Origin of the sequence: Streptomyces sp. NBC_01750 (assembly GCF_035918095.1) — a bacterium.
GTDB lineage: Bacteria > Actinomycetota > Actinomycetes > Streptomycetales > Streptomycetaceae > Streptomyces.
Genome location: NZ_CP109137.1, coordinates 932,798 through 959,758, shown reverse-complemented (window position 1 = coordinate 959,758; position 26,961 = coordinate 932,798). Strand labels below are relative to the sequence as shown.

Annotated in this window: 18 protein-coding genes; 13 read left to right on the top strand and 5 right to left on the bottom strand. The window is 72.0% G+C overall.

The features are described 5' to 3' along the window. Positions 1 to 17: 17 nt before the first annotated feature. Positions 18 to 950, top strand: a complete 933-nt coding sequence (locus OG966_RS04200) for a LysR family transcriptional regulator (RefSeq protein ID WP_326648000.1) — start codon at positions 18 to 20, stop codon at positions 948 to 950. Between the two features lie 128 nt (positions 951 to 1,078). Here OG966_RS04200 and OG966_RS04195 read toward each other — a convergent pair whose 3' ends face one another. Continuing rightward, complete coding sequence (locus tag OG966_RS04195) at positions 1,079 to 1,807, bottom strand: class I SAM-dependent methyltransferase (protein WP_326655079.1); 729 nt, start codon at positions 1,805 to 1,807, stop codon at positions 1,079 to 1,081. A 223-nt stretch (positions 1,808 to 2,030) separates the two neighbouring features. On the opposite strand from OG966_RS04195, the gene OG966_RS04190 reads away from it, so the two are divergent. Then, positions 2,031 to 2,858, top strand: coding sequence for a putative protein N(5)-glutamine methyltransferase (locus OG966_RS04190; RefSeq protein WP_326647999.1), 828 nt, complete (start codon positions 2,031 to 2,033; stop codon positions 2,856 to 2,858). Here the strand turns inward: OG966_RS04190 and OG966_RS04185 are convergent. Next, positions 2,853 to 3,641 carry an SGNH/GDSL hydrolase family protein gene (locus tag OG966_RS04185; protein WP_326647998.1) on the bottom strand — a complete coding sequence of 263 codons (789 nt, stop codon included), beginning with the start codon at positions 3,639 to 3,641 and terminating at the stop codon, positions 2,853 to 2,855. The genes OG966_RS04190 and OG966_RS04185 overlap by 6 nt on opposite strands. After that, positions 3,628 to 4,197: a PadR family transcriptional regulator gene (locus OG966_RS04180; RefSeq protein ID WP_326647997.1), complete on the bottom strand. Its 570-nt coding sequence runs from the start codon at positions 4,195 to 4,197 to the stop codon at positions 3,628 to 3,630. The genes OG966_RS04185 and OG966_RS04180 overlap by 14 nt, the downstream gene beginning before the upstream one ends. Before the next feature lie 101 nt (positions 4,198 to 4,298). Here OG966_RS04180 and OG966_RS04175 point away from each other — a divergent pair, with 101 nt between their 5' ends. Further along, complete coding sequence (locus tag OG966_RS04175; RefSeq protein WP_326647996.1) at positions 4,299 to 4,730, top strand: nuclear transport factor 2 family protein; 432 nt, start codon at positions 4,299 to 4,301, stop codon at positions 4,728 to 4,730. Positions 4,731 to 4,838: 108 nt separating this feature from the next. Here the strand turns inward: OG966_RS04175 and OG966_RS04170 are convergent, their stop codons facing one another. Continuing rightward, the gene (locus OG966_RS04170) at positions 4,839 to 5,033 is read right to left on the bottom strand and encodes an antitoxin (protein WP_326647995.1); all 195 of its coding nucleotides are present in this window, start codon (positions 5,031 to 5,033) and stop codon (positions 4,839 to 4,841) included. Between the two features lie 420 nt (positions 5,034 to 5,453). Between OG966_RS04170 and OG966_RS04165 the strand changes: the two genes are divergently transcribed. The 4 genes from OG966_RS04165 (at position 5,454) to OG966_RS04150 (ending at position 9,525) form a co-directional block, all read left to right on the top strand. Beyond that, entirely contained in the window at positions 5,454 to 6,410 is a 957-nt protein-coding gene (locus OG966_RS04165; RefSeq protein WP_326647994.1) for a hypothetical protein, read from the top strand. Positions 6,411 to 6,594: 184 nt separating this feature from the next. Continuing rightward, entirely contained in the window at positions 6,595 to 8,046 is a 1,452-nt protein-coding gene (locus OG966_RS04160; RefSeq protein WP_326655078.1) for an amino acid permease, read from the top strand. Between the two features lie 79 nt (positions 8,047 to 8,125). Beyond that, positions 8,126 to 9,040: a GNAT family N-acetyltransferase gene (locus OG966_RS04155; protein ID WP_326647992.1), complete on the top strand. Its 915-nt coding sequence runs from the start codon at positions 8,126 to 8,128 to the stop codon at positions 9,038 to 9,040. A 281-nt stretch (positions 9,041 to 9,321) separates the two neighbouring features. After that, positions 9,322 to 9,525, top strand: coding sequence for a cold-shock protein (locus tag OG966_RS04150; protein ID WP_326647991.1), 204 nt, complete (start codon positions 9,322 to 9,324; stop codon positions 9,523 to 9,525). A gap of 180 nt (positions 9,526 to 9,705) precedes the next feature. On the opposite strand, the gene OG966_RS04145 is transcribed toward OG966_RS04150, so the two are convergent. Further along, positions 9,706 to 10,599 (bottom strand): LysR family transcriptional regulator, encoded by an 894-nt coding sequence (locus tag OG966_RS04145; protein WP_326647989.1) that lies wholly within the window; start codon positions 10,597 to 10,599, stop codon positions 9,706 to 9,708. Positions 10,600 to 11,016: 417 nt separating this feature from the next. Here OG966_RS04145 and OG966_RS04140 point away from each other — a divergent pair, with 417 nt between their 5' ends. Genes OG966_RS04140 through OG966_RS04115 form a run of 6 tightly spaced genes read left to right on the top strand, consistent with a single transcriptional unit; the run spans position 11,017 to position 26,956 of the window. Beyond that, positions 11,017 to 17,943 carry an SDR family NAD(P)-dependent oxidoreductase gene (locus OG966_RS04140; protein ID WP_442806801.1) on the top strand — a complete coding sequence of 2,309 codons (6,927 nt, stop codon included), beginning with the start codon at positions 11,017 to 11,019 and terminating at the stop codon, positions 17,941 to 17,943. Continuing rightward, positions 17,936 to 22,714, top strand: a complete 4,779-nt coding sequence (locus OG966_RS04135) for a polyketide synthase (RefSeq protein ID WP_326647987.1) — start codon at positions 17,936 to 17,938, stop codon at positions 22,712 to 22,714. Before OG966_RS04140 ends, OG966_RS04135 begins: the two co-directional genes overlap by 8 nt. Continuing rightward, the gene (locus tag OG966_RS04130) at positions 22,704 to 23,042 is read left to right on the top strand and encodes a phosphopantetheine-binding protein (protein ID WP_326647986.1); all 339 of its coding nucleotides are present in this window, start codon (positions 22,704 to 22,706) and stop codon (positions 23,040 to 23,042) included. The genes OG966_RS04135 and OG966_RS04130 overlap by 11 nt, the downstream gene beginning before the upstream one ends. A gap of 7 nt (positions 23,043 to 23,049) precedes the next feature. Then, positions 23,050 to 23,919, top strand: a complete 870-nt coding sequence (locus tag OG966_RS04125; RefSeq protein WP_326647984.1) for an alpha/beta fold hydrolase — start codon at positions 23,050 to 23,052, stop codon at positions 23,917 to 23,919. Beyond that, positions 23,916 to 25,082 carry a glycosyltransferase gene (locus tag OG966_RS04120; protein WP_326647983.1) on the top strand — a complete coding sequence of 389 codons (1,167 nt, stop codon included), beginning with the start codon at positions 23,916 to 23,918 and terminating at the stop codon, positions 25,080 to 25,082. Before OG966_RS04125 ends, OG966_RS04120 begins: the two co-directional genes overlap by 4 nt. After that, positions 25,079 to 26,956, top strand: a complete 1,878-nt coding sequence (locus OG966_RS04115; RefSeq protein WP_326647982.1) for a class I SAM-dependent methyltransferase — start codon at positions 25,079 to 25,081, stop codon at positions 26,954 to 26,956. Before OG966_RS04120 ends, OG966_RS04115 begins: the two co-directional genes overlap by 4 nt. Positions 26,957 to 26,961: the final 5 nt, after the last annotated feature.

The window sequence follows — 26,961 nt, the reverse complement described above, 5'->3', positions numbered from 1 at the left end:
CTTCATAGAATGTCTATATGCTCGAGCTCCGTCACCTCCAGGTCCTCAGGGCCATCGCGCAAGAGGGCTCGCTCGCGGGCGCCGCCCGTGCGCTGCACTACGCACAGCCCACCGTCACGCACCATCTGACCGTCCTCGAGGCCCACTTCGACGCTCCACTGGTGCAGCGCGGCCCCCGCGGCGCCGTACTCACCGAACTCGGCGAGACGCTGCTGCCGCACGCGGAAGCGGTCCTCGAGCGACTGCAGCTCGCCGAATGGGAAGTCCGCGGTCTGGCCGAGCGCGGCGCCCGCACGCTGCGTATCGGCACCTTTCCCACGGCAGGTGCGCTGCTGCTGCCACCTGCCGTAAAGGCCTTGAACCAGAAGGGAGTTCATATCTCCCTTGCCGAAGGCGAGCTGCCCAGCCTGCTGCGCGGACTGAGGTCCCGTGAATTGCAGGCCGCCCTCGTCTTCTCCCAGCCGGGTGACCGGCTGGACCTGGACGAGGACTTCGAACTGCACCCGCTGCTGACCGACCCGCTGCTGCTGGTCATGCCGGATGACCACAGATGCGCGGCGCTGGACCGGGTGCCGCTGCAGGAGCTGCGCGACGACGACTGGGTCGGTGCAGCCGATCCCCGTGATCCGTGCGACCGCGTCCTGTCCTGGGCCTGCGCCCAGCACGGCTTCGAGCCGGTGCATGTGATGCGGACCGACGACTACGCCATGGTGCAGGGCTTTGTCGCGGCCGGCACCGGCGTGGCGCTGGTGCCCCGCCTGGCGCTCGGCGCCCCGCGCGACGACCTCGCAGTACGGCCGCTGGAGGGGCCGCCGCTCGCCCGCGAGATCAGCGTCGCGATCCTCCGCTCGACCGTCGCACCCAGTGCGCAGGATCTGGTGGCCGCGCTCACCCGGCAGGCCGGGCACATCACGACGCAGTGGGAGTCACGCGACAAGGACGCCGGCTGAGCGGGGCGGGCGTCTCTGCCCTCCGGCGCCTGAAGCAGACCCCTGGGAACGGGGATCCGCCGGGCCGGCCGCCCGGCCCGGCGGACAGGACCGCGGGCTCCTGCCGGGGTGGCGCCGGGCCGCCGTGCTCAGGCTCGGCGTGCGACCACCACAGCGCAGCGAGGACTTCCGTCCGGCAGTCGGCCGATCTCCGGCAGCGGCAGCACGTCCACGGTGAATCCCGCCCGCGCCAGGTCGTCCAGTACGTCCGGCAGCCGGAACGTGCGGTAGTACATGATGAAACGCGGGCGCCACAGCAGATTCCGTACCCGCATCGCCGCGTCGAAGCCCCACATGGCCCAGTACGGCCTCGAGCCGACTCGAGGCGGTGCCGGAACGGGAAAGACGAACCGGCCGCCGGGCTTCAGCGCCGCGTGCACCTGCGCGAAGAGCGTGGGCCGTTCCCGGGGCAGGAAGTGACCGAACGCTCCGAAGCTCACGGCCAGGTCGAAGGCGCGCTGGAAGGGGAGCGCGCGGGCGTCGGCCCGCACCCAGTTCACCGGCGGCGCGCCGGGGACATCCGGCAGGGTGGACCTGGCGGTGGCGAGCATCCCCGCGCTGAAGTCGACGCCGGTGACCTGTTTCTCGCACAGCTGCCGCAGGACACCGGCTCCGGCACCGGTGCCGCAGCAGATGTCGAGTCCGGCCGGGAACGGCCCGAGCGGCCGGACGGCGCGTACCACCGCGTCCAGCAGGCGATCCGATGTGCGGAACGGCGTCTGGTCGAACTTCGGAGCCAGCAGGTCGTAGCCGTGCTCGGTGGACGAGAGTGCCTGCACGGCCAGTTCGCGGAAGGTGGGGCCCAGGGCGGTGAACATCATTGACAAGAGTATCGAGGCGGGGCGTGTTTGCGCCCGAGCGCCGGCCGGAACTGCGTGCCGCGGTCCGGCTCGGGTAGTGTTGCCGTCTCCAGCAGGAAACGTGCCGAGGAGGTGAGACCCATTACCGCTGTACCAGGCTGGGTGCTCTCATCTCACGGCTGTGCGGTCCATCAGGCATAGGTGACCGCGGGAGCGCCCATAGGCATCCCGAAGGGTTCGCATGTCGGTTTCACCGTCACTTCTTCCTCTTTCCGTCATCGTCACCAGGCTTCGTGCCGCCGGCTGTGTCTTCGCCGAGGACGAGGCGCAGTTGCTCCTCTCCGCGGCACGGAACTCCGACCACCTCGCCGCCATGGTGGAGCGGCGCGTCGTCGGCCTGCCCCTTGAACACGTCCTCGGCTGGGCGGAGTTCTGCGGCCTGCGGGTCGCCGTGGACCCCGGCGTCTTCGTACCCCGCCGCCGCACGGAGTTCCTCGTCGCCAGCGCCGCGACGCTGGCCGGGCCGGGAGCTGTCATTGTCGACCTGTGCTGCGGCTCGGGCGCGTTGGGCGCGGCGGTCGTCGCCGGTCTGGGCCGGGCCGAGCTGCACGCGTCCGACATCGACCCCGCCGCGGTGCGGTGTGCCCGCCGCAATGTCGGCGCCGCGGGTGGCCAGGTCCATGAAGGCGACCTCTACGAGCCCCTGCCGGGCACATTGCGGGGCCGCGTCGAGCTCCTGCTCGCCAACGTGCCCTATGTGCCCACCGAAGAGATCGAGCTGCTTCCCGCGGAGGCGCGCGTCCATGAGGCGCGGGTCGCCCTCGACGGTGGCGCGGACGGGCTCGACGTCCTGCGGCGGGTGACCGCCGCGGCGTCACTCTGGCTGGCGCCGGGCGGCCATCTGCTGTTCGAGACGAGCGAGCGTCAGGCGCCGCAGGCCGTCGAGACCGTGGCCCGTGACGGGCTGATCCCGCGGGTGGTCACCTCGGACGAGCTGTACGCCACTGTCGTCATCGGAACCAGGCCGCTCCCTGGCCGCACGGTTTTGGTACCGGCGACGGCGTCATGAGTGCTGGTCACGGCTTACCGGCAGGAGCTGCGGGCGCTTGGCGGTGCGGCCGTCGCCGGACGACCGGCCGCGAAGGCGCCGGCCGAGCCACGGGCCGAGGAAGGCGGTGGCCCAGAGCAGTTCGGTCCGGACGGCCTGCCGACCGGTGGGACGCGGCTGCGGCGGCAGAGGGAGTGTCCAGGTCTCATCGCTTCCGGGCAGCTCGATGGCATGGGCAACGGCCGCGGCGATCCGCTCGTGGCCCAGCGGACCGGCGTGCAGCCGGTCGGCGCTCCACAGCCGCGGATCGGTGGCGACGGCGTGCCGGGCGGTGTCGGCGACCGTGGCCCCGTGCCGGACCGCAGCGGCGCGGATGCGGTCGTTGAGATCGAACACGCGGGACCTGACCGGCCGGGCGAGGGGCGCGATCTTCGCCACGTCGGGGAAGGTGAGCGTCACCACGTGCGCCCCGGCGGCGGTGAACGCGGCGAACATCGCCTCCAGATGACCGGCCACCTCGGCGGCATCGAACCGGGGCCGCAGCAGGTCGTTGACCCCGGCGACGACGGTGACCAGGTCGGGCCGCAGGTCCAGGGCGGGGCCGAGCTGCTCGGCGCGGACCTGAGCGGCGACCCGTCCCCGTACGGCCAGATTCGCGTACTGGAGACGGGGGTCGGCGGCCGCGAGGTGTTCGGCGAGACGGTCGGCCCAGCCCCGCAGGCCGATCGTGTCGTCGCCGTCGCCGAGGCCCTCGGTCTGACTGTCGCCCAGCGCCACGTAACGCAGGTATTCACCGCTCGGCATGAGTGCTCCGTCTCTTCCGCAGAACGGACGCGATCCGCATGCACCAGTCCCGGTTGTCCTCCTCGAAGGCCAGACCGCGCAGGCAGGTCAGGTACGGCCCGATCCGCTCTCCGCGCAGCAGGAACTCCTCCTCGTCCGCCTTGCCGCGCATCTGCCGCAGCAGCTTGCCGAAGAGCTCGACCTTGGCCTGCGCGACGGTGGCTCGCTCCTCGAGCTGTTCGATCACGGGGCCGGCGGTGACCCGGTCCACGGCCTGGACCTTGACCAGCAGGTCGTCGCGGATGAACGAGGGTTTCGACGAGGCTGCCGCGAACTGCTCGAGCTCGGCGAGTCCGGCCTCGGTGACCTGGAACAGCCGCTTGTTGGGCCGGGTCTCCTGGACCACCTGGCGGCCCGCGACCAGGCCTTCCTTCTCCAGCTTGGCCAGTTCGGCGTACAGCTGCTGCGGCAGCGCGTGCCAGAAGTTCGCGACGCCGACGTCGAACGCCTTGGCCAGCTGGTATCCGCTGTACTCACCGTCCAGGAGCGCCGCCAGTACGGCGTGCCGCAGTGCCATCGAAGCAGCCCTTCCCATTTCCTTGCCCGTCCCTGCATCATACTCAAGAAACTGACTAGTCGGATTCTTGAGTATGAGAAGAATCGGGATCAGGAGGAGTCATGGGGACCGCTGAACGTTTCCGCGCGGCCGTGGAGACGCGGGATCTTGCCGCGCTGGACGAGCTGTTCACCGAGGATGTCCGCTTGTACAGCCCGGTGAAGTTCACGCCCTTCGAGGGCAGGCAGATGGTGCTGGGCCTCTTCGGTGTCCTGCTGCGCACCTTCGAGGACTTCCGTTACATCGGAGAGTTCGACGGCGCGGCCGAGACCAGTACGGACGGCGAGGAGGCTCCGTCGGAGATCCTGCTCTTCCGGGCCGCCGTGAACGGCATGCAGATCCACGGCATCGATCTGCTCCAGTTCGACGGGACGGGCCGGGTCAAGGAGTTCACTGTGATGGTCCGTCCGCAGTCCGCGGTCCGCGCGTTGGGCGAGGCGGTGCTCGCCGGTCTCGTCGCGGACGGTCTCGTGCCCGAGCCCGCCGATCGCTGATCGGCCCGCTTTCCCGCTCCGGCCTGCTGCCCGTGTCATGACTGTCTCCGCCGCCCTCGTACCGAGGGCGGCGGAGACGAACGAACGAGCGGGAGTGGCTCGACCTTGTCAGGGCTGGGGCGGGTTGTCCCGGTCCCGGTCCGTGCCGAACTGCTCCTTCATGCTGTCCTGGGCGGTGTCGACCTGGCGTCGGTGCTTGCCCTGTGTCTTGTCGTCGATGAAGTCGCCCGTCTTGTCGATGCCCTGGTCGGCCTGAGACTCATGGCCCTTGAGCATGTGCTTGATCTTGTCCATCACGGACATCGGTCATCCTCCTCGCCGCGTCGCCCCCGCTTCTCCAGAGTGGGCGCAGGTCGCCGGGTTCGCATCTGCACGTGCCCGCCACCAGGGACGCATCGTTTTCCGGCGCCGCGTGGAAGTGGTCGGAGCCGACCTGTCCGCGGTCGCTTCGTCCTGGAATGCCGCCATCAATAGATAGGTGTCCGGGCGGATTCCGGGAGAAAGGCATATGCCAGCGCGCCTACGCGGCATGGACGGCATCCGTCTTGAATGCCGGAGGCAATCGAATTGAAGCCAGATATTCCGGGCTACCAGTTTCGAGTCGAGTTGATGTTTGAGTAGGGTGTGGACCGCTGCCGGTGGATCTGTCGGATCAGGCCGAATTCGGCGGTGGCCGGAAATGTGTGTCGTGAGTGGTGCCGACTGCGGGATCGGGAGGGGAACGTGGCTGCTGGCTCCTTCGAGGGGCAGTACGTGTGGCATCCGGCGGCCGACGATCGCCAGTTGGCACGAGCATGCATTGATGTGAAGGCCGGCAGGTACCTCGGCGCACACGACATCCTGAAAGAGGCACGTGGCGATTTCGACGTGCGGGCCCACCGGTCTTTGGTACTGGCTTCCGAGGCCGCGGACTCGGATCTGGCCGAGCGCTGGCTGGCCGAGGAGCCGAGCGCGGAGGCCGCACTGCTGTGGGCGCGCGTGGCGATGCTCCGGGCGTTACGCATGGCCGATGCCGGTGACCGTCGGGCCGGCACCCTCGTGGGCATCGCACAGACGGCGTGTGAGCGGGCGGCGCGGATGCTGCCCGAGGACCCGACCCCGTGGGTGGCTCAACTGGCCATGGCCCGGCTTCGCCGCCCCCGCGATCCCGCTCCGCAAGGGCTGCTGACCGCACCGACGGGCCCTTGGTATCTGTTCTCCCGCATTCTCCGGCTCGACCCCTGGAACCGCGAAGCGCACCACCGGTTCCTGGCCTTCTTCTTCACCCGTCACGGCGGGTCGGCGAGCGCGAGATGGGACGTCGCCTCGTTCCTCAGTCACCGGGCGCCTGCCTCCTCGGCCCTTCGGCTGCTCCCGCTGGTGGCGCTCGTCGAGGACTACGACCCCTCCGCCCTGCTGGCCGACAGCACGTGGGAGCAGTCCCAGTGGATCGCCACGGCGACGGGAAGCTACCACCACTGGTTTCCGCAGGTGGCCGGCTACCGGTTCACTCCGGTGCTGGACCTGTCGTACCTGGGGCACGCGCTGTACATGGCGAAGCGCGAATTCGAGGCTCGGGAAGTCTTCACGGCTATGGGCCCCTATGCCTCTCGAATGCCCTGGAGTGCGTTCGGCGAACCCGCGGAGCAGCTCACCAGGGCGAGACGCTCATGCGGACTGCCGATCCCCGATGCCGCCTGAACCGCTCTGGCGAGTTTACCGACCTCCAGAGTGCACGATGAAAAATTTCCTTTCAGCGCAATCACCCCCCATCAGCCCTATCGGAAAGGCTGCGATTGTGTCCGAGCGCACGTATCCATCTCGCTCGAAAGCCCGTCACGGTGAATCCTCTGCCACTCTCGATGATGACGCCACGCTGCATGCCATGGGATATCCGCGGAAGCTTACCCGCCGATTCCGTGCATTCGACAATTTCGCCATCTCGTTCACGATCATCAACATCATCTCCGGCATCTTTTCCGCCTTCGGTTTCGGAATGGGTGCCGGTGGGCCGCGGATTCTCATCTTCGGCTGGATCGGCGTGTCGGTCATGGTGCTCTTCGTCGGTGCGGCCATGGGCGAAATCGCCTCCGCCTACCCGACCAGCGGCGCGTTGTACTTCTCCGCGGGCAAACTGGCCAAGCGTCATCGCGGCGCCTGGTCCTGGTACACGGGCTGGCTGAACTTCGTCGGTCAGGTGGGCGGTACCGCCGCCACCAACTACGCCGCCGCCACTTTCATCCAGGCGTTCATCGCGATGCAGTGGCCCTCCTACGAGGCGACCGCGCAGCAAACGGTCGGCATCGCAGCGGTGATCCTGCTGCTCCAGGCGCTGGCCAATACGTACACGGTCCAGCTCGTCGCCCTGGTGAACCGGATCTCCGTATGGTGGCTGCTGATCGGCATGGTGCTGATCGTCACCTCGCTGATCGTCATACCGACGCACCACCAGCCGGCGTCGTTCATGACCCATTTCGTCAATAACACCGGTTTCAGCAATGGCATGTACGCGGCAATGCTTGGGCTGCTCGTCACGAGCTGGACGTTCACCGGCTTCGACGGCAGCTTCCACATGTCCGAAGAGACGGTGAAGGCAACCGTCAACGCGCCCAAGGGCATTATGCGTGCGATCGCCTACTCGGCGATCACCGGACTGATCCTCATGCTCGCTCTGGTGTACGCGATCCGTGATTATGCCGGTACGGCGAGTGCGTCGGCGCCGCCGGTGCAGGTTCTCATCGACGCGCTCGGCACGGGCACGGCCAAGCTGCTCCTGCTGATCGTGATCGGCGCCATGCTGTTTTGCGGTCTGGCCAACATGACCAGCAATACCCGCCAGATCTTCGCCTTCTCCCGCGACGGGGCGATGCCCGGCTCCCGTTGGTGGCATTCGGTGTCCTCCCGTACGCGGACACCCGTCAAGGCCGTATGGCTCGCCGCGGTCTGCCCCATGGTGCTGGTACTGCCCGGCTGGTGGTCCCACACCGCCTTCACCGCCATCGTGAGCGTCAATGTCGTCGGGCTCTTCCTCGCCTACGGCGTGCCGATCTTCCTCCGGCTGCGGCTGGACGACTTCGAGCCCGGCCCGTGGAACCTGGGGCGTTACGGCAAGCCCGTCGCCGGTATCGCCGTGACCTGGATCGTGATCAGTAGTCTGCTGTTCATGCTGCCGCAGGTTTCGCCGATCACCGCGGACTCGTTCAACTACGCGCCGATCGCACTGGGAGTGGTGCTGCTCATCGCCACGGTGTGGTGGTTCGCCACTGCCCGCCGGCGCTTCCACGGGCCCGTCAGCTACGGCAGCCCCGACGAAGTGGCTGCCATGGACCTGATCTGACCCGTAAGCGCCAGTCACAGCACCGGCAGGCCGCTCGCGGCGGCCGTGCCGGCCCCATCGGAAGGGACGAACAGCAGGTATGCACCCCCTCGGCGAAACCCCTCAGCCGCGCTCCACCAGCGAGGCCCGGACTCCCGCCGCCCCGGGCTCCGACGCACTCACCGTCACCGGCGCCTCGCCGGACGAATGGCATCAGGTGGTCGAGTGGGCCGCCGAGGAAGGGTGGAATCCCGGCCGCGACGATGCGGCCCTGTTCCATCCCACCGATCCCGCCGGGTTCTTCATCGGCCGCCTGGGCACCCGGGCGGTCTCGGCGATCTCGATCGTCAACTACTCGGAGCAGTTCGCCTTCCTCGGCTACTACCTGGTCCATCCCGACCACCGTCGGCAGGGGTTGGGCATGGCCACCTGGCAGGCCGCATTCCCGCACGCCGGAACCCGGACCATCGGCCTGGACGCCGTACCCGCCCAGACCGCCAACTACCAACGCGCCGGGTTCACCGCCGCCAATGACACCGTCCGCCACGGCGGCCGCCCCGAGCGGTCCGGCATCCCGGCAGCGGGAGCCGTGCCCGTCACCCCGGCACACCTCGACGCGATCGCCGCCTACGACCGGCAGTGCTTCCCGGCCGGACGGCGCGCCTTCCTCACCCGCTGGCTGACCGCCGCCGGCCACACCGCGTACGTCTATCTGCGCGACGGCGGGGTCGCCGGTTACGGAGTGATCCGGCCCGCCCGCGACGGCCATCGCATCGGCCCGCTCTTCGCCGACACTCCGCAGGGTGCCGAAGCGCTTTTCGACACCCTCGTCGCGCACCTCGGCCCGGACGAGGAAGTCTCTGTCGACATCCCCGAACCGCAGCATGCCGCCGGCGCGCTCGCCAAGGCCCGCGGCCTCACACCCCGCTTCCAGACCGTGCGCATGTACACCGGCCCCGTCCCCGATACCTGGATGGCGCGCACCTATGGGGTCACCAGTCTCGAACTGGGATAAACCGCGCCCGGACGACGGCGGCGGTCGGGTCCCGGTGGGCGCCGCACCGGGACCTGTGCCGCCTTCGGGGGCGGGTATCTGGCAACGACTTGATCGTTGTTGTGGCCCTACGGCCGGTTGTCCGTGTAGCGTCGAGTTCAGCTGTCATGGTTCCGAAGTACCGGTCGCCCGTGAGCGCGAGTTCACGGGCGTTTTGCTGTTCAGAGTCTCTGAGGGCCAGGGCGATCACCTCCGGATCCCGCACGGTGCGGGAACCGACTACGAGTCCCCTTGGAGGACAAATGGCCAGCGGAACCGTCAAGTGGTTCAACTCGGAAAAGGGCTTCGGCTTCATCGAGCAGGATGGTGGAGGCCCGGACGTCTTCGCCCACTACTCGAACATCGCCACCTCGGGCTTCCGTGAGCTCCAGGAGGGCCAGAAGGTGACGTTCGACGTCACGCAGGGCCAGAAGGGCCCGCAGGCGGAGAACATTCTCCCCGCCTAGTTCAACCCGACGATGCGCCCGCACCCACGACAGGGTGCGGGCGCATCGTGCGTTGCTGCCGCCACGAGCAGAGCCTTCAGGACGCCCGCCGCAGGACGCCGCCGAGGGGCGCGAGACCTTCGATACCGCACATCTGCGGAGCGGGGGCCGGGGCCCGGCGCGTATGCCGGCCCGGTCGGCTCATCTCGCGGGCTCCCGGACGGGCGCGTTGTGGCATGCGTGCGAGAGGAAGGCGCGGGCGGCGCGGCTCAGCGGGCCGCGCGGGTGCACGATGCCGACGGCGCGCAGCAGCGGCGGAGTGAAGGACCGCACCTCCACGCGGTGGCCGAAGGCCCGTAACACCATGTCCCGGTACCAGATCAGCGAGCCGCGCCCGTCGGTCACGCTGGTCACCCAGGCCAGCCGTTCATCCACTTCCGCCACGGTCACGGGGCGCACGCCGAGCCGGCCGAACATCGCCTCGAGCTCGGTGCGCCGGCCGGTGCCCGGGGTCGGCAGCACCATCCGCAGTCCACCCAGCATCCGGAACGGCATCGGGTCGGGCAGTCCTGATCCCGGCGGTGAGATGAGTACGACCTCGCGGTCCTGGAGGTGGTGCGTGGAGAGTTCCTTGTCGACGGGGAGATCGACCAGGCCGAGCTCCGCCCCGCCGTCGATCAGTGCCCGCACGAGCGCCTCGCGGCTGTCGTGCTGGCGGACGCGTACCTCGATGCCGCGATGGCGTTCGGTGAAGGAGGGCACCAGATCGGCGGCGAGGTCGAGGGAGAGGGTGGGGGTGGCGGCCAGCGTCAGCGTGCCGCGCGAACTGCCCGCGTGCACCGGACCGATGTCCTCGATCGCCTCCACGGCGTCAAGGACTGTCCGGGCCAGGCGTACGACACGCGAGCCCTCGGGGGTGAGGGTCGCCGCTCGGCCTCTGCGGTCCAGCAGCTCCACACCCAGATCGCGTTCCAAGGACTGGATGGAGCGGGAGAGGGCCGGCTGGGCGATATAGACGGAGCACGCCGCGGCGGTGATGGAGCGGCAGTCCGCGACGGCTACGAGATAGCGCAGCTGTTGCAGTGTGGGGGTCATGAGCGGACGTTAGCGGCCGGGCCCGGCGGCTGTAAGGGGCACTGAGGGGAACAAGTGTCCATTCAGCCAAGGGAGTTGAGCCGTGGCCGACAGCAGCCCATACCTCTGTGGCATGGGTGGCTGATGTGCGTTGACAGTGCCCGCCGACCGCCGCACGATTCAACGCGGCATGGCGGTTACTGACGGGTTACTCCTCCTGCGACACCCGTACACCCCCGGTACGCCGTCATCCGATCGTCACGGCCGTGGCCGTGGCCGTGGTGCCGTGCACCCCGCGGCAGTGAAGCAACGCGCCTCTGCTCCTCCGCCCGGCCCCGCTCGGAACACCAAGGAGAGCCCGTGACCTCTCAGCACCCCCGGCACTTCCGCCGGGATCTCGTCGTGGTGGTCAGCCCCTTCGAGGAGCCCCGTCCCCGGATGGTCGCGGCAGCGGAACGAGCCGGCGCGCTGGGCCTGCTCGACCTCGGCAGGGACCGCGACCGCGCGCGCGACGCGCTGGCCCGGCTTCACGGGCCCTGCGGCGTACGGGTACCGGACGGATGCCCGCTCACGCCCGACGAACTGCCCGATGCCGTGGACACCGTGCTGCTCACCGAAAGGTGGTGGCGGACCGGAACCGGCCACTGGGCGGCCGGCGGCCGGCGCCGGGTGTGGGCGGAGGTCGTCAGCCCGGCCGAAGCCACTGCCGCAGTCGCCGCCGGAGCGGACGGAATCGTTGCCAAAGGACATGAGGCGGGCGGCCGGGTCGGCGAACTGACCACATTCGTACTGCTGCAACGACTGCTCGCCGACCCGGGGTTGACCGTCCCGGTCCACGCGGCCGGAGGCATCGGCCCCCACACGGCCGCCGCCGCGGTCGCCGGCGGCGCCGCCGGCGTCGTACTCGACACGCAGCTCGCACTCACCACCGAGGGCGCGGACGGTCTGCCCCGCGCGGTCGCGGCCGCGATCCGGGCCATGGACGGCAGCGAAACCACCCTCGTCGCCGGTCACCGTGTCTACACCCGCCCCGATCTCGCACCACCGGAAGGGGACATCGCCGAGCTGCTCGGTGCCGGGGATCTGCGCACACAGCCGCTGCCCATCGGCCAGGAAGGGGCGACAGCCGCCCGGCTTGCCGCGCGTCACCGCACCACGGGCTCTGTCGTGCAGGCCGTACGGGCGGCCATCACCGACCACCTCGAAGCGGCCGTACGGGCCCGTCCTCCCCGGCCGCGCCCCGGCGCGGACCGGTCGCCGGCAGACCAGCCGGTGGAAGGGCGCGGGAAAGGGCGTCCGCCGGTGGACGAGCGTCCGCCCGTGGTTCAAGGCCCGATGACCCGGGTCAGCGACCGGTCCGCGTTCGCCTCCGCCGTGGCCGACGGCGGTGGGCTGCCCTTTCTCGCTCTGGCCGTGATGGGCGGCCGGGAGGTACGTGAACTGCTCACCGAAGCCGCTGAACGCCTGGCCGGCCGGCCCTGGGGCGTCGGGCTGCTCGGCTTCGCCCCGGATGAACTGCGCCGCGAACAGCTCGCCGCCGTCGCCGAAGCGCGGCCGCCGTACGCGATCATCGCCGGTGGCCGCCCCGCCCAGGCCGCCCCGCTCGAGGCCGCCGGAACCAGGACCTATCTGCACGTCCCCTCACCGGGACTGCTGGAGCAGTTCCTCGCCGAGGGAGCGCGGCGGTTCGTCTTCGAAGGGCTTGAGTGCGGCGGCCACATCGGCCCGCGTGCCGCCTTCCCGCTCTGGGAGGAGCAGATCGAGCGGCTGCTCTCCTGCCCCCACCCCGCCGAACTGGACGTGCTCTTCGCCGGCGGTATCCACGACGAGCGCTCCGCGGCGATGGCCGCTGCCGCCGCCGGACCGCTGGCCGGGCGCGGTGCCCGGACCGGCGTACTCATGGGCACCGCCTACCTGTTCACCGAGGAGGCCGTCGCCGCCGGAGCCGTAGTGCCGGGCTTTCAGCGGGCGGCGCTCGAATGCGACACCACCACACTGCTCCGCACCGCGCCCGGGCATGCGACACGCTGCGCCGCCACACCGTACGCCGGTACGTTCACCGCCACCGCGCAGCGGCTGCGGCAGGACGGCGCGAGCCCGGACGAGGTCTGGGAGGAGCTGGAGAAACTCAACCTCGGGCGGCTGCGGATCGCCAGCAAGGGTCTGCGCCACACCGCATCCGGACCCGTCCCGGTCGACGAGGACGAGCAGCGTGGCGAGGGACTGTACATGCTCGGCCAGATCGCCACCGCACGCGCTGAGACGACCACGGTCGCCGCCCTGCACGCCCAGGTGACCGATGGTGCGACGGCGCTGCTCGCCGAGCGCGCCGAACAGATCCGGGCTCTGTCCGCCGAGCCCGTTCCGCGCGAAGAGGCCCCGCTCGACATCGCCGTCGTCGGCATGGCCTGCCGTTACCCCGGCGCCGGCGACCTCGCCGGGTACTGGGCGAACATCGTCGCCGGCACCGACTCCGTGGGCGAGGTGCCCGACGACCGCTGGGATACGGCCGCCCACTACGATCCCGACCCGGCACGGGCAGGGGAGCGGACTCCGTCCCGGTGGGGCGGGTTCCTGCCGCCCGCCCCCTTCGACGCGCTCACCCACGGCATCGCCCCCGCCTCGCTCGGCAGCATCGAACCGGTACAACTGCTCGCCCTCGACGTCTCCGCCCGGGCCCTCGCGGACGCCGGCTACGCCAGGGATCGGCAGTTCGACCGCTCCCGCACCTCCGTCGTCTTCGGCGCCGAAGCCGGCACCGACCTCGCCGGCGCGTACGGCTTCCGTGCCCTCCACTCCGGCTACCTCGGTGAGCTGCCGCCCGAACTGGACGCCCAACTGCCGCGGCTGACCGAGGACTCCTTCCCGGGAGTCCTCGCGAATGTCATCGCCGGACGTGTCGCCAACCGCCTCGACCTCGGCGGAGCCAATTGCACGATCGACGCCGCGTGCGCCTCCTCGCTCGCCGCCCTCGACCTGGCCTGCAAGCAACTGCGCGACGGTGACAGCGACATGGCGCTGTGCGGCGGAGCCGATGTGCACAACGGCATCAACGACTACCTGATGTTCGCCTCCGTACGCGCTCTCTCGCCCACCGGCCGGTGCAGGCCCTTCGACGCGGCCGCCGACGGCATTGCCCTCGGCGAGGGCGTCGCCTGCCTCGTCCTCAAACGCCTCGCCGACGCCGAACGCGACGGCGACCGTATCTACGCCGTCGTCAAGGCCGTGGGAGCATCCAGCGACGGACGCTCGCTCGGCCTCACCGCACCACGGCCCGAGGGACAGCGGCGCGCCCTGGAACGCGCCTACCGGCGGGCCGGGGTCGCGCCCGCCGAGATCGGCCTCGTGGAGGCACACGGCACGGGCACTGTCGTGGGCGACAGCACCGAACTGGCCGTCCTCACCGAGGCCTTCGGCGGCGGTGGCGGAATCGGCTTCTGCTCGCTCGGCTCGGTCAAGTCGCAGCTCGGGCATACGAAGTGCGCGGCGGGCCTGGCCGGGCTCATCAAGGCGGTCCGGGCCGTGCACTCCGGCGTACGGCCGCCGACTCTGCACCTGACCAGCCCCAACCCCGACTGGCGGCCGGACAGCAGCCCCTTCTTCTTCGACACGGAGGCCAGACCATGGGCCGCGCCCGCCGGACGGCGGCTCGCCGCGGTCAGCGCCTTCGGCTTCGGGGGAACCAACTACCATGCTGTTCTCGCCGGGTACGCGGATGCGAGCGAGCCCGCGCACGGGCTGGACTCCTGGCCCGCCGAGCTGTTCTGCTTCCGCGGAGCCGACCGCGGGGCCGCGCTGGGCGCCATCGACCGACTCGCCGCCCGGCTGGAACAGAACGACGCGGCGGGACGTCCCTGGCCGCTGCGCGACCTCGCTGCCGAGGCTGCCGAGGTTGCCGAGGCTTCCGCGGACGAGGGCCGGGCAAAGGGGGCCGTCCAGGTCGCGGTCGTCGCCACCGGCCTGGACGACCTGGCCGAGAAGCTGGACCGGGCCCGGGAGTTCGTCTCCGGCGACGGTGTCCACGCAGCTGACGACACGCGCGCCCCCGGCCGGACCGCCTTCCTCTTCCCGGGGCAGGGCAGCCAGCGGCCGGGCATGCTGAGCGACCTCTTCATCGCGTTCCCACGCCTGCGAACGCTGCTGTACGACGTGGATCCGCGCCGCGTCGCCGCGATGTTCCCGCCCGCCGCCTTCACCCCCGAGGAGCGAGCCGCCCAGCGCGCCGCCGTCACCGACACCCGGACCGCCCAGCCCGCTCTCGGCCTCGTCGGCGCCGCCGCGCACCTGCTGCTCACCTCGCTGGGAGTACGTCCGGACTGCACGGCCGGGCACTCCTACGGCGAACTGGTCGCCCTCTGGGCGGCCGGTGCGTACGACACCGAGACCCTCCTGCGGCTCAGCGACCGCCGGGCCGAGGCGATTCTGGCCGCCGCCGGGGACGACCCCGGAGCGATGGCCGCCGTGCCGTCGGCCCCGGACGCCATACCCGCGCTGCCGGCCGGATGCGTCGTCGCCAACCACAACGCACCGCGGCAGAGCGTCATCTCGGGCCCGACCCCGGCGGTCGACTCCGCGATTGCCGCGTTGCGCGAGGCGGGTATCGCGGCCCAACGCATCCCGGTTGCCTGCGCCTTCCACAGCGAAGTGGTCGCCGGCGGAGCCGGTGCGCTGGCCGCAGAACTGGCCGGCACGGCCTTGAGCGCGCCCGTAGTCCCCGTCTGGTCCAACACCACCGCGCGCCCGTACCCCGCCGACCCGGCGGCTCTGCGGGAACTGCTGGCCCGTCAGCTCGCCGAACCCGTGCGCTTCGTCGAACAGATCGAGGCCATGTACGCGTCCGGGGTGCGCACTTTCGTCGAGGCCGGCCCCGGCCGGGTGCTCACCGGACTGGTCGGCCTCATCCTGGGGGACCGGCCGCACACCGCCGTCCCACTCGACATCCAGGGTGAGCACGGTCTGACCCGTCTGGTCACCGCGCTCGCCGAACTCGCGGTGGCGGGCGTCCCGATCGACCTCGAGCCACTGTTCGCCGGCCGTACGTCGGCGCTGCCCGCAGAGCCGCCGCGGCGCGCCGGATGGCTGGTGGACGGCCACCTCGTACGGACCGCGGACGGCGAGCCCGTGGCGGGCGGCCTGCTCCCCGCCCGTCGGGTGGCGGTGGCCGCCCGTCCGGTGCCGGCGGTGGACCACCGGGAAGACGTCGTGCTGGAATTTCTGCGCGGAGCGCGGGAACTGGTGGCCGCACAACGGGAGGTCCTGCTGGGCTACTTGGGTACGGGCGGGACACCGGCAACGCCATCGGCGCTGCCGACCGCGCCGGAGCCCGAGTCGTACGCCACCGTGCCGGCCGAGCACTCCGGGCCGCGACCCGTGGCCGGCCAGTCAGAGCCAGTGTCTCTGACACCCGATCAACTCATGGACGCGGTACTGGAGATCGTCCACATCCGCACCGGCTACCCGCGGGAGATGCTCGACCCCGGCCTCGACCTGGAGGCCGACCTCTCGGTGGACTCCATCAAGCGGGTGGAGATCATCGGTGCACTCGCCGACCGGATCGGGCTGCCACGGGGTGCGGACGGCCCGGCTGAATCAGCGGTGGAGGAGCTCGCCCGGCTGAAGACCATCAGCGGGATCGTCGACTGGATCGTCGCGCATGGCACGACCACTGGTCCGGTGGCGGATGCGGTGACGGATTCAGGACTGGTCACGGGTACGGGCCCGGTCACTGGACGGCCCGCGGGTGGGGATCGGCCTCCGGTCGCGGTCCAGGATCCGGCCGGGGCCGGGGCTGTTGGCCCGATCACCGAACGCGGCCCGGCGCGGCCCGCGCGGCTCCTGGTCGAGGTCACGCCCGTGGGCCCGCCCGCGACCCGCGACCCCGCGGACGTACTGCCCGGCCGACGGTTCGCCGTCGTCGAGGACGGACTCGGGGTCGCCGTCGCTCTCGCCGCGGCCCTCGAGGCCCGGGGCGCTGAGGTACGTACCGTCCACCAGGACCGCCTGGCCGATGCCGCCGGGTCCGACGCCGACGGTGTCGTGGACCTCAGCGCGCTGCGACCCGCTCCTGGCCCCGCGCTTCCGGAAGCCTTCGGCGCACTGCGCGAGACCCTGATCGCGGGAACCCGTCGGCTGCTGCTCGTCACCGGCTGCGGCGGAGCCTTCGGCCGTACCGCACAGGCACCGGGCGTCCCGGACGCACCGGACGCACCGGACGCACCGGACTCCCGGGGGTCCGCCGACCCGGACCCGATCCCCGGCGCCGGCCTCTATGGATTCGCCCGTACCGCCGCGATCGAGTACCCAGGCACTCAGGTACGCGCCGTGGACGTCGATCCCAAGGACCGGCCCGAGCGGATCGCCGCACATCTCATCGCCGAACTGTGCGCGCCCGAGGAGCCGGTGGTCGTCGGGTACACCAACGGCACCCGCAACACCCTGCGTACCGTCCCCGCCCCCCTCGCCGACACCGAACCCGCGCCACAGCTCCCCGTCGGCCGCGAAGCTGTCGTACTGCTCACCGGCGGAGCCCGCGGCATCACCGCCCGTGCAGCCATCGCCCTCGCAGCAGCCACCGGCTGCCACATCGAACTCATCGGCCGTACCCCGACCCCCGACGCCGCCGAGGATCCGGCCGTCGCCCACGCCCACGACCGGGTCGCCCTGCGCGCGGCTCTCGTCAGCCAGGGGCTGCGCACGCCCGCCGAGATAGAGGCGGCAGCTTCCCGCATCCTGGCCGCACGCGAGGTCCGGGCCACCCTCGCGGCTCTCACCGGCGTTGCCGCCTCCGTGCGTTACCACGCGGCCGACGTCACCGACTCCCAGGCCGTACGCGCTGTCATCGATGACATACGCGCACGCCACAGGCGCCTCGACGGGATCGTGCACGGCGCCGGAACCATCCAGGACAAGCTGCTCGCCGACAAGGACCCGGTCTCCTTCGCGCGGGTGTTCGCCACCAAGGTCGACGGGGCGCGGCACCTCGCCGACGCCGCCGCCGACCACGGCGACGCCCCCGCACCGGCCTTCCTCGTCCTCTTCGGCAGCGTCGCCGGTGTCTTCGGCAACCGCGGCCAGGCGGACTACGCGGCCGCCAACGACGCCCTGGACACGCTCGCCGCCACCCCCGCCTGGTCGCGCCGCTTCCCCGGCCGCGTCGTCGCCATCGACTGGGGCCCGTGGCCGGCCGAGGCCGGCGGAATGGTGACGCCCGAGCTGGAACGGATGTACGCGAGCCGGGGTATCCCGCTCATCGACCCGGCCGGAGGTACGGCCGCGTTCCTCGCCGAGCTGGCGCGCGGCACCGGTGGCCAGGTCGTACTCCTCGCCGAAGAGAGCCCTGCTCCGGGCGAGGCCCGCCGTGGCTGACCCGCGGGGCGGCCCCCGTCCGGCCGACGCCGCCATCATCGGCATGGGCGCCGTCTTTCCCGGCGCCGCCGACCTGTCCGCCTACCGGACCAACCTGATCGCGGGCACGGACGCCATCACCGACGTACCGCCCGGCCGCTGGGACCCCGAGGTCTACTACGACCCGCGCGGCGCCGAAGGAGTCGCCCGCAGCGACCGCTTCTACTGCCGGCGTGGCGGATTCATCGACGGTCTCGCCTCCTTCGACCCGACCAGTTTCGGCATCATGCCCGCCGCCGTGGCCGGGGCAGAGCCCGACCAGCTGCTCGCGCTGCGCGTCATCGCCGAGGCCGTGGCCGATGCCGGAGGCGAGGAGCGGCTGCCCGCCGACCGTTCCAGGATCGGGGTCATCCTCGGCCGCGGCGGGTTCATGGGCGTCGCCACCGCCCGTCTCGACCAGCGTGTGCGCACCGCCCACCAACTCGCCGCGACCCTGCGCGAACTCGTCCCTGAGCTGGACGAGGACCGGATCACTGCTGTCCGCGAGGCGTTCCAGGCCGGCCTCGGCCCGGAACGGCCGGAGGCGTCCATCGGCCTCGTCCCCAGCTTCACCGCCGCGCGCACCGCCAACCGCCTCGACTTCCGCGGCCCCGCGTACACCCTCGACGCCGCCTGCGCCTCCTCCCTGCTGGCCGTCGAGCAGGCGGCCTCCCTGCTGGCCGGCGGGAGCTGCGATCTGGTCGTCGCCGGGGCGGTGCACCACTGCCATATCGCCACCCTGTGGAGCGTGTTCACCCAGCTGCGGGCGCTCAGCCCGAGCCAGCACATCCGCCCCTTCGACCGGCGCGCCGACGGCACGCTGCTGTCCGAAGGCACGGGCGTCGTCCTCCTCAAGCGCCTGGCCGACGCCGAACGCGACGGCGACCGCGTCTACGCCGTCGTACGAGGAGTCGGCGTGGCCGGAGACGGCCGGGCGGCGAGCCTCATGAGTCCCCTGGTGGACGGCCAGGTACGCGCCCTCACCCAGGCCTGGGCACAGGCCGGTCTCGACCCGGCCGCGCCCGGCGCGCTCGGGCTGCTGGAGGCGCACGGCACCGGGACGCCGGTCGGCGACGAGGCGGAACTCGCCACCCTGGCACGGGTCTTCGGCCCTCCCGCTGCGGGCGCCGAACCGGTCGCGATGGGCTCGGTGAAGTCGATGCTCGGACACACCATGCAGGCATCGGGGATGGCCGGGCTGATCAAGGCCGCGCTCGCCGTGCACGACGGGATCCTGCCGCCGACCCTTCACCTCGAGGACCCGCACGAGGACTTCGCCCGTACGCGTATGCGCCCGGTGACGGAGGCGGAGCCCTGGGAGCGGGGGAAGGCGCCGCGCCGGGCAGGCGTGAACGCGTTCGGCTTCGGCGGGATCAATGCGCATGCGGTGCTGGAGGAGCCGCCCGGGGCCTCGGTTCCGGCCGCCGCCCCCGGTCGGCGGCGGAACCGGGATGCGGCTCACGCCGAGCCGGACTCCCGAGGCCCCGGCAGGTCCGGGAACAGGGTCGGTCATGGGAGGATCCCGCCGCCCCAAGCGGAGCGGCGCATCCCGACGGCGGGGGGCGCGATGACACTGCTTGCCGCCGCCACGTCGCGTGAACTCGCCCGCCTGGTCGAGGGGTTGTCGGTTCCGGGTCAGGTCCCCGCGCCGCCCCCGTCCGACGGCCCCTGCCGCCTCGCCGTCCTCGGACTCACACCCAAGCGCCGGGCCCTGGCAGCGGCGGTCATCGCCAGAGGCAAGCCGTGGCGCGGTCGCGGCGGCGTCTGGTTCACCCCGAGCCCGCTCCTCGGGCACGGCGCCGCCCGCCTGGCGTTCCTCTTCCCGGGCCTGGAACCGGACTTCACACCGTGTGTCGACGATGTCGCCGACCGCTTCGGACTGCCGAGGCCTGCCCTGACCGGCGGCGGCACCCTGGTGGAACGGGCGGTCGACGCCATAGCCGTCGGACGGTTCTTCGCCCGCGTCCTCCCCGAACTCGGCATCGAGGCCGACCTGCTCGCCGGGCACAGCCTCGGCGAATGGACCGCCATGGTGGTTGCCGGGATGTACCCGCAGAGCGCCGTCGACACGTTCCTCGACTCGCTGCGCCCGGGCGATCTCGACGTCCCCGATCTGGTGTACGCGGCACTCGGCTGCGGTGCGAGCCGGGCCGCCGACGCGCTGCGCGGGCTGGACCGCATCGCCGTCAGCCATGACAACTGCCCGCACCAGTCGGTGCTGTGCGGCGAGCCCGGTCCGGTGGCCGAAGCGCTGAGCCGGCTGGCCGCCGAGGGCGTGCTCGCACAGGAGCTGCCCTTCCGCTCGGGCTTCCATACGCCGATGTGGGCGCCGTATCTCGATCAGGTGCGCTCCGCGTTCGCCGCGCTGCCACTGCGTCCGCAGACAGTGCCCGTGTGGTCGGCGACCACGGGCACCGCGTATCCGGAGCCCGAGCACGAAGTCCGTGAGGTGGTGCTGCGCCACTTGCTGGAGCCGGTGCGTTTCCGGGAGCTGACGGCGCGGCTGTACGCGGAGGGTGTACGGGCCTTTGTCCAGATGGGCCCGGGCAGCCTCCCGGGTTTCGTGGGGGACACCCTGCACGGCCGGGCTCACCTCGCGGTCTCGGGGGGCGCAGGCCGCGGTGGCAACGGTCTCGACCAACTGCGAAGACTGGCCGCGGCGTTGTGGACGGAGGGGCTGAACCCCCGCTGGGAACGGCTGACCGGGCCCGAGCCGACCGCGCTCGTGTCATCCGACAGGCCCACGGCCGACGCGCAGAGCGTCGTGCGGCCCGACGGCGCCGCACCCCTCCAGCCGGCGGCGCACACCGCGCCTGCCGGCGCGCACGGTTCCTTACGGCTCGATCTCGGCTCCCCTCTGGTGAGCATCGGCGGCGCCGCGCCCTCGCTGCACCTGGGCGGGCCGGCCCGGCCGACCCGGTCGTCCATCGCCGGGCACCCGGCGCTGCTGTCGGCCCTGGACGCCGTACTGGAGGAGACGGAAGGCGCGGTACGCACCGTCGTCGAGGCCTGCCGGGCGGCGGCGCCCGCCGGCGCACCGAGTGCCCGCCAGTCGTCGCCGTACGCGCCCGGGGTCCCCGCCCCGCCGGCCGTCGGGGACTCCGCCGGGCCCCACAGCGCTGGGCAGCAAGCCGCACCGGCGGCCTCCCGTGTCCCGGCCGCCCCCGCGCCGCCCCCCGGCCACCGCACCCGGCGCAGGCTCTCCCTCGAGACCATGCCGTACGTCCGTGACCACTGCGTCTATCTCCAGCCCGACACCTGGCCGGAGTCCTCCGACCGCTTCCCTGTCGTTCCCATGACCACGCTGCTGGAGCTGGCCGCCGACGCCGCGCGCCAATCGGCGCCCGGACGCGTGGTGGCCGGCTTCGACGATGTAAGGGCGCTGCGCTGGCTGCCCGTAGCTCCGCCCGTCGATGCGGAGATCATCGCGACACCCGCCGCCGACGGCAGCGGCCGGGTACACGTCGCGATAGGCGGCTGCGCGACCGTCACCGTCGTGCTCGCCGACCGGCACACCTCCCGCCTCGCCCCCGACTCCGCCCCACTCACCCGCGAAGAACCGCCACCCGTCAGCGCCGAGGCCCTCTACCGCGACCGGTGGATGTTCCACGGGCCCGGTTTCGCCGGCGTTCACGAAGTGACCGCCGTCGCCGAGGACGGCATCCGCGGGGTGCTGCGCGCCCTGCCCGCGCCGGGCGCGCTGCTGGACGCGGCGGGGCAACTGCTCGGGCACTGGATGCAGTTGCGCCTGACCGCCGACCGGCTGGTCTTCCCGGCGTCGCTGGAGCGTGTCCGCCTGTACGGTCCGGCCCCGCGTGACGGCGAACTCCTGCGTGCCACCGCCCGGATCCGTTGGGTGCGGCCGGACTCCGTACGGGGCGACGTGGAACTCACCTCCGCCGACGGCACACTCCGGGCCCGGCTGGAAGGCTGGACCTACAGGCGCTTCGCCGCCGACGAGCGGGTGTGGCCGATGAAGTTCACTCCCGAGATCTGCGGCATCGGCGAGCCTCAGCCCGGCGGCTGGTGCCTGGCCCGGCGGCGCTGGACCGACCCCGCATCCCAGGAGCTGGTGATGCGGCGCTACCTGGGCGCCGCCGAACGCGCGGTGTACGAGCAGCGCCCGCCGCGAGCCCGCGCGGCCTGGCTGCTCGGGCGAATCGCCGCGAAGGACGCGGCGCGTCAGCTCCTGTGGGACGGCGGAGCGGGGCCGCTCTTCCCCGTGGAGATCCCGGTCGGCAACGACGAGCACGGCCGGCCCCGCGCGGAAGGTCCGCTCGCCGCCGGACTGTGGCTCTCCCTCGCCCACAAGGACCGGCTGGCTGTCGCGTACGCCCATCCCGCCCACGCTGTCGGCATCGACATAGAGGCCGTCACCGACGACCCCGGCGCACTGAGCCGTATCGCGCTCACCGCCGACGAGCGGCGACTCGCCGGGCAACTCGCGGCGAGGGAGGGGTCGGACGGGGCGCAGGCGCTCACCGCGCTCTGGTGTGCCAAGGAAGCCGCCGCCAAGGCGGAAGGGACGGGTCTGGGCGGACGCCTGCGGCAGTGGACCGTCACCGACGGATCCACCGGGCTCCGTGTGATCTCTCCCGAGGGCCGCAGCCACACCGTTCGGATCAGCACGGTCCAGGATCGGCCCGGCCCGGACACCCCACCCGAGTCCTTCGTGGTCGCGTGGACAGTCCCGGCCCCCACCCCCGCCCGCTCAGCCACCCCCACCCCCACGGAGGCCAGCCATGGCATCTGACCCCACGGCCGAACGCATACTCGCCGAGATCACCGCCATGCTCGTCGAGACGGTCGGCGACGAGTTCCTCCTCGCGGACGAGGTCACCCTGCAGACCACGTTCAACGAGGACCTGGCGCTGGAGAGCATCGAGTTCGTCGCACTCGCCGAACTGCTCCAGCAGCGGTACGGCGCAGCGGTGGACCTGATGGCGTTCCTGGCCGAGAAGGACATGGAGGAGATTCTGGCCATGACGGTCGGCGACCTCGTGTCTCATATCGCCGGCACACCAGCGACGGCTCGCACGTCCACGCCCGTCCCGGCGACCGCTCCTGCCCCGGCCGCCTGAGCCCGCCATGGCCGAAGTCCTCGCCAACTCCCTCCGCTTCCACGTCCACCGGCTGCCCGGCGGCGACGTGAGCCGTACCGCGGGCACGACCGCCGTCTTCCTCCACGGCCTGGTCGTCGACAACCTCTCCAGCTTCTACGCCACCCTCGCCGTCCCCGCGGCGCGGGCCGGCCACGACGTCGTCCTCTACGACCTGCGAGGGCACGGCCGCACCGAGCGCCCGCCCACCGGTTACGACATCGGCACCGCGGTACAGGACCTGACCGCCCTGCTCGCCGCCCTCGGCCTCGACGAACGCTCCGTACACCTCATAGGCAACAGCTATGGCGGCACCATCGCTCTGCACACCGCCCTGGCGCGCCCCGACCTCGTCGCCGGGCTCGTCCTGGTCGAGGCCCCACTGAACGGTCCCTGGATCGAGAACATGCTCGACACACTGTCCGTCGCCGCCCTCGCCCTCGAAGGCAGCGAGGTGCCGCAGGAACTCTCCTCGCTCGGTGCGCGCAAGGCCGCCCGGCTGACCGCCACGGCCGACGAACTCCTCAACCGCACCACGCTGATCGACGACATCGCCGCGAGCCGGCCGTTCATGCCCGCGGACTTCGCGCGGGTGCGCTGCCCGGTGCTTGCCGTCTGCGGCGAGCACTCCGAACTCGTCCCGGGTGCCCGGGAACTGGCCCGTCACGCACCGAACTGCACCGTCCGTATCATCCCGGGCCTGGGCCACGACGTACTCCAGGGCGGCACCGAAGAGCTCCGGCACGCGGTGCTCGGCCGACTGGCCGAAGCCGCGCGGCCACGCTCCGAAGGCGCCGATACCTCCGAAGGCTCCGACCGTTCCGACCGCACCGGGCGTGCCCCGGCGGTGGTCGTATGAAGGTCCTGTTCGTCGTCCCGCCTCTCGCCGGGCACATCAACCCCACCGTCGCCGTCGCCGCCGAACTGGCCGCGCGCGGTCACCGGGTGGCCTGGACGGGCCCCGCCGAAGTGCTGCCCCGACTCCTGCCGGCGGGCGCCGCGCTGTTTCCCTCCGGCGACCGCGCGGGGCCCGCGGGGTACGGCTCGCTGCACGCGCACTGGCGTGATCTGCGCGGCGTCGGCGCGCTGCGCTTCCTCTGGGAGGAGGCGCTCATCCCGCTTGCCCGGGCGATGCTGCCGGGTGTCGAGGCGGCGGTCGACGCCTACGCCCCCGATCTGCTCGTCGTCGACCAGCAGGCCCTCGCCGGGGCGGTGATCGCGCAGCGGCGCGGGCTGCCGTGGGTGACGTCGGCGACGACCTCGGCCGAATTCACCCGGCCCTTCGCCGGCTTCCCCAGAGTGGGGGAGTGGGTGGCGGACCGGATCGCCGGACTGCTCGCCCACTCCGGCGCACCGGGCGGCTGGGACCCGCGCTTCTCGGACCGCCTTGTCCTGGTCTTCTCCACGCTCGAACTGGTGGGTGCGGACGAGCCGTACCCGGGGCACTACGCCTTTGTGGGCCCCGCGCTGAGCGCCCGCCCGTCGGACGGCTCGGCCTTCCCGTGGCAGCGGCTCGATCCCGTACGACGGCGGGTCCTGGTGTCGCTCGGCACCCTCAACGGTGAGGCCGGCGGCCGCTTCTACGCCGCGGTGCTGCAGGCTGCCGAACGGTTCGCCGACCGCGTGCAACTGATCCTGGCCGCGCCCGCGGACGTGGTCGGCGCGGTACCGGACCGTGTTCTGCTTCTGGAGCACGTTCCCCAGCTCCAGCTGCTGCCCCACCTCGACGCCGTCGTCTGCCACGGCGGCCACAACACGGTGTGCGAGGCACTCGCGCACGGCCTGCCACTGGTCGTCGCTCCGATCCGGGACGACCAGCCGATCGTCGCCCAGCAGGTCGCGGCGGCCGGGGCCGGGATCCGGGTCCGCTTCGGCCGGGCCCGCGCAAACGAACTCCAAGACGCGATCGCCGCCGTACTCGACGACCCCGCCCACCGCCGGGCCGCCCGCCGTATCCAGGCCTCGTTCGCCGCGGCCGGCGGTGCCGCGGCCGCGGCCGACCAGTTGGAGAAACTGATATGACGCCTTTCCCGACTGACCTCCCATGGGCCGCGATCGTCGCACTGGCCGGGCTCACCGCGGGCACCGTGCGCGCTCGCCGCAGGCTGCGCGCCGTACCCGTCCTGGACCGGGCCTCCGACAGCCACAGCACACCGCCTCCGGGCCAGTGGCACCTGATCAGCGCCCGCGGAGTCGAGGTCGACGACGCCACCGTGCGCGCCGCCGTCGCCCACGCCGAACGGACCGGCCTGCAGGTACTCGACCTGGTTCCCGCCCGCCTGGACACGGAACGCGCTCTGAGCCTGCTCCGGCTCCTCGACCTCAGCGCCGCCCGCTACCACCGCACGGCCGACGGCCGCGGCGCCGGACAGGCCCTGCTGATCGCCGAGGATGTCCGGCGCCGGGCAGGCGTGGACTGCGACACCGGTCCCCATGCGCGTCCGGGCCCCGCCGAGCTGCACATCCTCCTGAAGCGACTGAAGCCGTACGCCCCCGCCGCGACCGGCGTCGCCATCGCACCCGGCCTGGCCGCCCCGCCCCCCGACCCCGCCCGCCGGGCCGTGGACCTGCGCGCCCAGGGCCTGCCACCGGGCCTGCTGACCGTCGCTCAACTGGCCGGTCTCGCCCTGCTCGTCCGGGCGGCCGTCGCGGACGGCGGCTGGGGGGCCGCGGCCGCCGCGCTGTACTGGCTGCAGCCCGCCCTGGTCCTCGGCGGCCCCCGTAGCCCGCTGCGCCCGGCCGATCTGATCCGTGCCACCGCGGCGCGGCCCCTGTATTCGCTGGGCTCCGCGCTGCGTACGGCGGCGAGCGACCGCTCCGGACCGGCCGGACCGGCTGTCGAGCTGGAGTCGCTGCGCCCCGGCTATGCCGCCGAACTCAAGGCCGGCACCGACCGGTTCTTCGAGCCCCGCCGCGCAGACTGCCCCTGGTGCGGCTCCACCCAGCTCTCGGTGCGCATCCGCGTACCCGATCTGCTCCAGGGCAAGCCGGGCCGTTTCACCCTTGAACAGTGCCGCGAGTGCAGGCATGTCTTCCAGAACCCCCGACTTTCCCTGGACGGCCTCGACTTCTACTACCGCGACTTCTACGAGGGCCTGGGCGTCGGAGGCGCGGCCCAGGTGTTCGGCACGATGGGCCGCTCCTACCGTGCCCGCGCCGCCATGCTGAAACCGTTCGGGACGCCCACCGCCTGGCTCGACGTGGGCACCGGGCACGGTCACTTCTGCGACAGCGCGCGCGACATCTGGCCAGGCACCCGCTTCGACGGTCTGGACATGAGTGCCGCCGTACGCGAGGCGGAGGTACGCGGCTGGGTCGGCACCGCCCACCAGGGCCAGTTCCCCGATCTCGCCGCCGGGCTCGTCCACCGCTACGACACCGTCAGCATGTACCACTACCTGGAGCACACCCGCGAGCCGCTCGCCGAACTCGACGCGGCCGCCGCCGTGCTGGCCCCCGGCGGGCATCTGCTCATCGAGCTGCCGGACCCCGAATCACGGCTCGCCCGCATCCTCGGCGCGCACTGGCTGCCCTGGTTCCAGCCCCAGCACCAGCACCTCATCCCGATCGCCAACCTCCGGCAGGCACTCGCCGACCGCGGATTCACCGTCCTGGCGGAGGAGCACGGCGCGGCCCATCAGGCCTGCGACTTCGTCGGCGCCGTCCTCCTCACCGTGAACCGGCTCGCTCCTCACCCCTACGCCCCGTGGGGTCCGGGCACCGCGACCCGCACCCGAAGGGTGGTCCGCTCCGTCGTGCACACCGCCGCGCTGCCGTGCTTCGCCGTCGCGGCGGCCCTGGACAGAGTGCGTGCGGGCGTGGCCCGCGCCACCGAGGGCGGCAATGCCTACCGCCTGCTGGCTCGCAGGACGCCGACGGCTCACGAGACGGGGTGACGGAC

Coding starts and splice junctions, on each gene's coding strand:
- OG966_RS04185 (WP_326647998.1), bottom strand. CDS start 3,641: ATGCCGAGCGGTGAATACCTGCGTTACGTGGCGCTGGGCGACAGTCAG.
- OG966_RS04115 (WP_326647982.1), top strand. CDS start 25,079: ATGACGCCTTTCCCGACTGACCTCCCATGGGCCGCGATCGTCGCACTG.
- OG966_RS04155 (WP_326647992.1), top strand. CDS start 8,126: ATGCACCCCCTCGGCGAAACCCCTCAGCCGCGCTCCACCAGCGAGGCC.
- OG966_RS04140 (WP_442806801.1), top strand. CDS start 11,017: ATGGTCGCGGCAGCGGAACGAGCCGGCGCGCTGGGCCTGCTCGACCTC.
- OG966_RS04120 (WP_326647983.1), top strand. CDS start 23,916: ATGAAGGTCCTGTTCGTCGTCCCGCCTCTCGCCGGGCACATCAACCCC.
- OG966_RS04160 (WP_326655078.1), top strand. CDS start 6,595: ATGGGATATCCGCGGAAGCTTACCCGCCGATTCCGTGCATTCGACAAT.
- OG966_RS04145 (WP_326647989.1), bottom strand. CDS start 10,599: ATGACCCCCACACTGCAACAGCTGCGCTATCTCGTAGCCGTCGCGGAC.
- OG966_RS04175 (WP_326647996.1), top strand. CDS start 4,299: ATGGGGACCGCTGAACGTTTCCGCGCGGCCGTGGAGACGCGGGATCTT.
- OG966_RS04190 (WP_326647999.1), top strand. CDS start 2,031: ATGTCGGTTTCACCGTCACTTCTTCCTCTTTCCGTCATCGTCACCAGG.
- OG966_RS04195 (WP_326655079.1), bottom strand. CDS start 1,807: ATGTTCACCGCCCTGGGCCCCACCTTCCGCGAACTGGCCGTGCAGGCA.
- OG966_RS04130 (WP_326647986.1), top strand. CDS start 22,704: ATGGCATCTGACCCCACGGCCGAACGCATACTCGCCGAGATCACCGCC.
- OG966_RS04170 (WP_326647995.1), bottom strand. CDS start 5,033: ATGTCCGTGATGGACAAGATCAAGCACATGCTCAAGGGCCATGAGTCT.
- OG966_RS04125 (WP_326647984.1), top strand. CDS start 23,050: ATGGCCGAAGTCCTCGCCAACTCCCTCCGCTTCCACGTCCACCGGCTG.
- OG966_RS04180 (WP_326647997.1), bottom strand. CDS start 4,197: ATGGCACTGCGGCACGCCGTACTGGCGGCGCTCCTGGACGGTGAGTAC.
- OG966_RS04200 (WP_326648000.1), top strand. CDS start 18: ATGCTCGAGCTCCGTCACCTCCAGGTCCTCAGGGCCATCGCGCAAGAG.
- OG966_RS04150 (WP_326647991.1), top strand. CDS start 9,322: ATGGCCAGCGGAACCGTCAAGTGGTTCAACTCGGAAAAGGGCTTCGGC.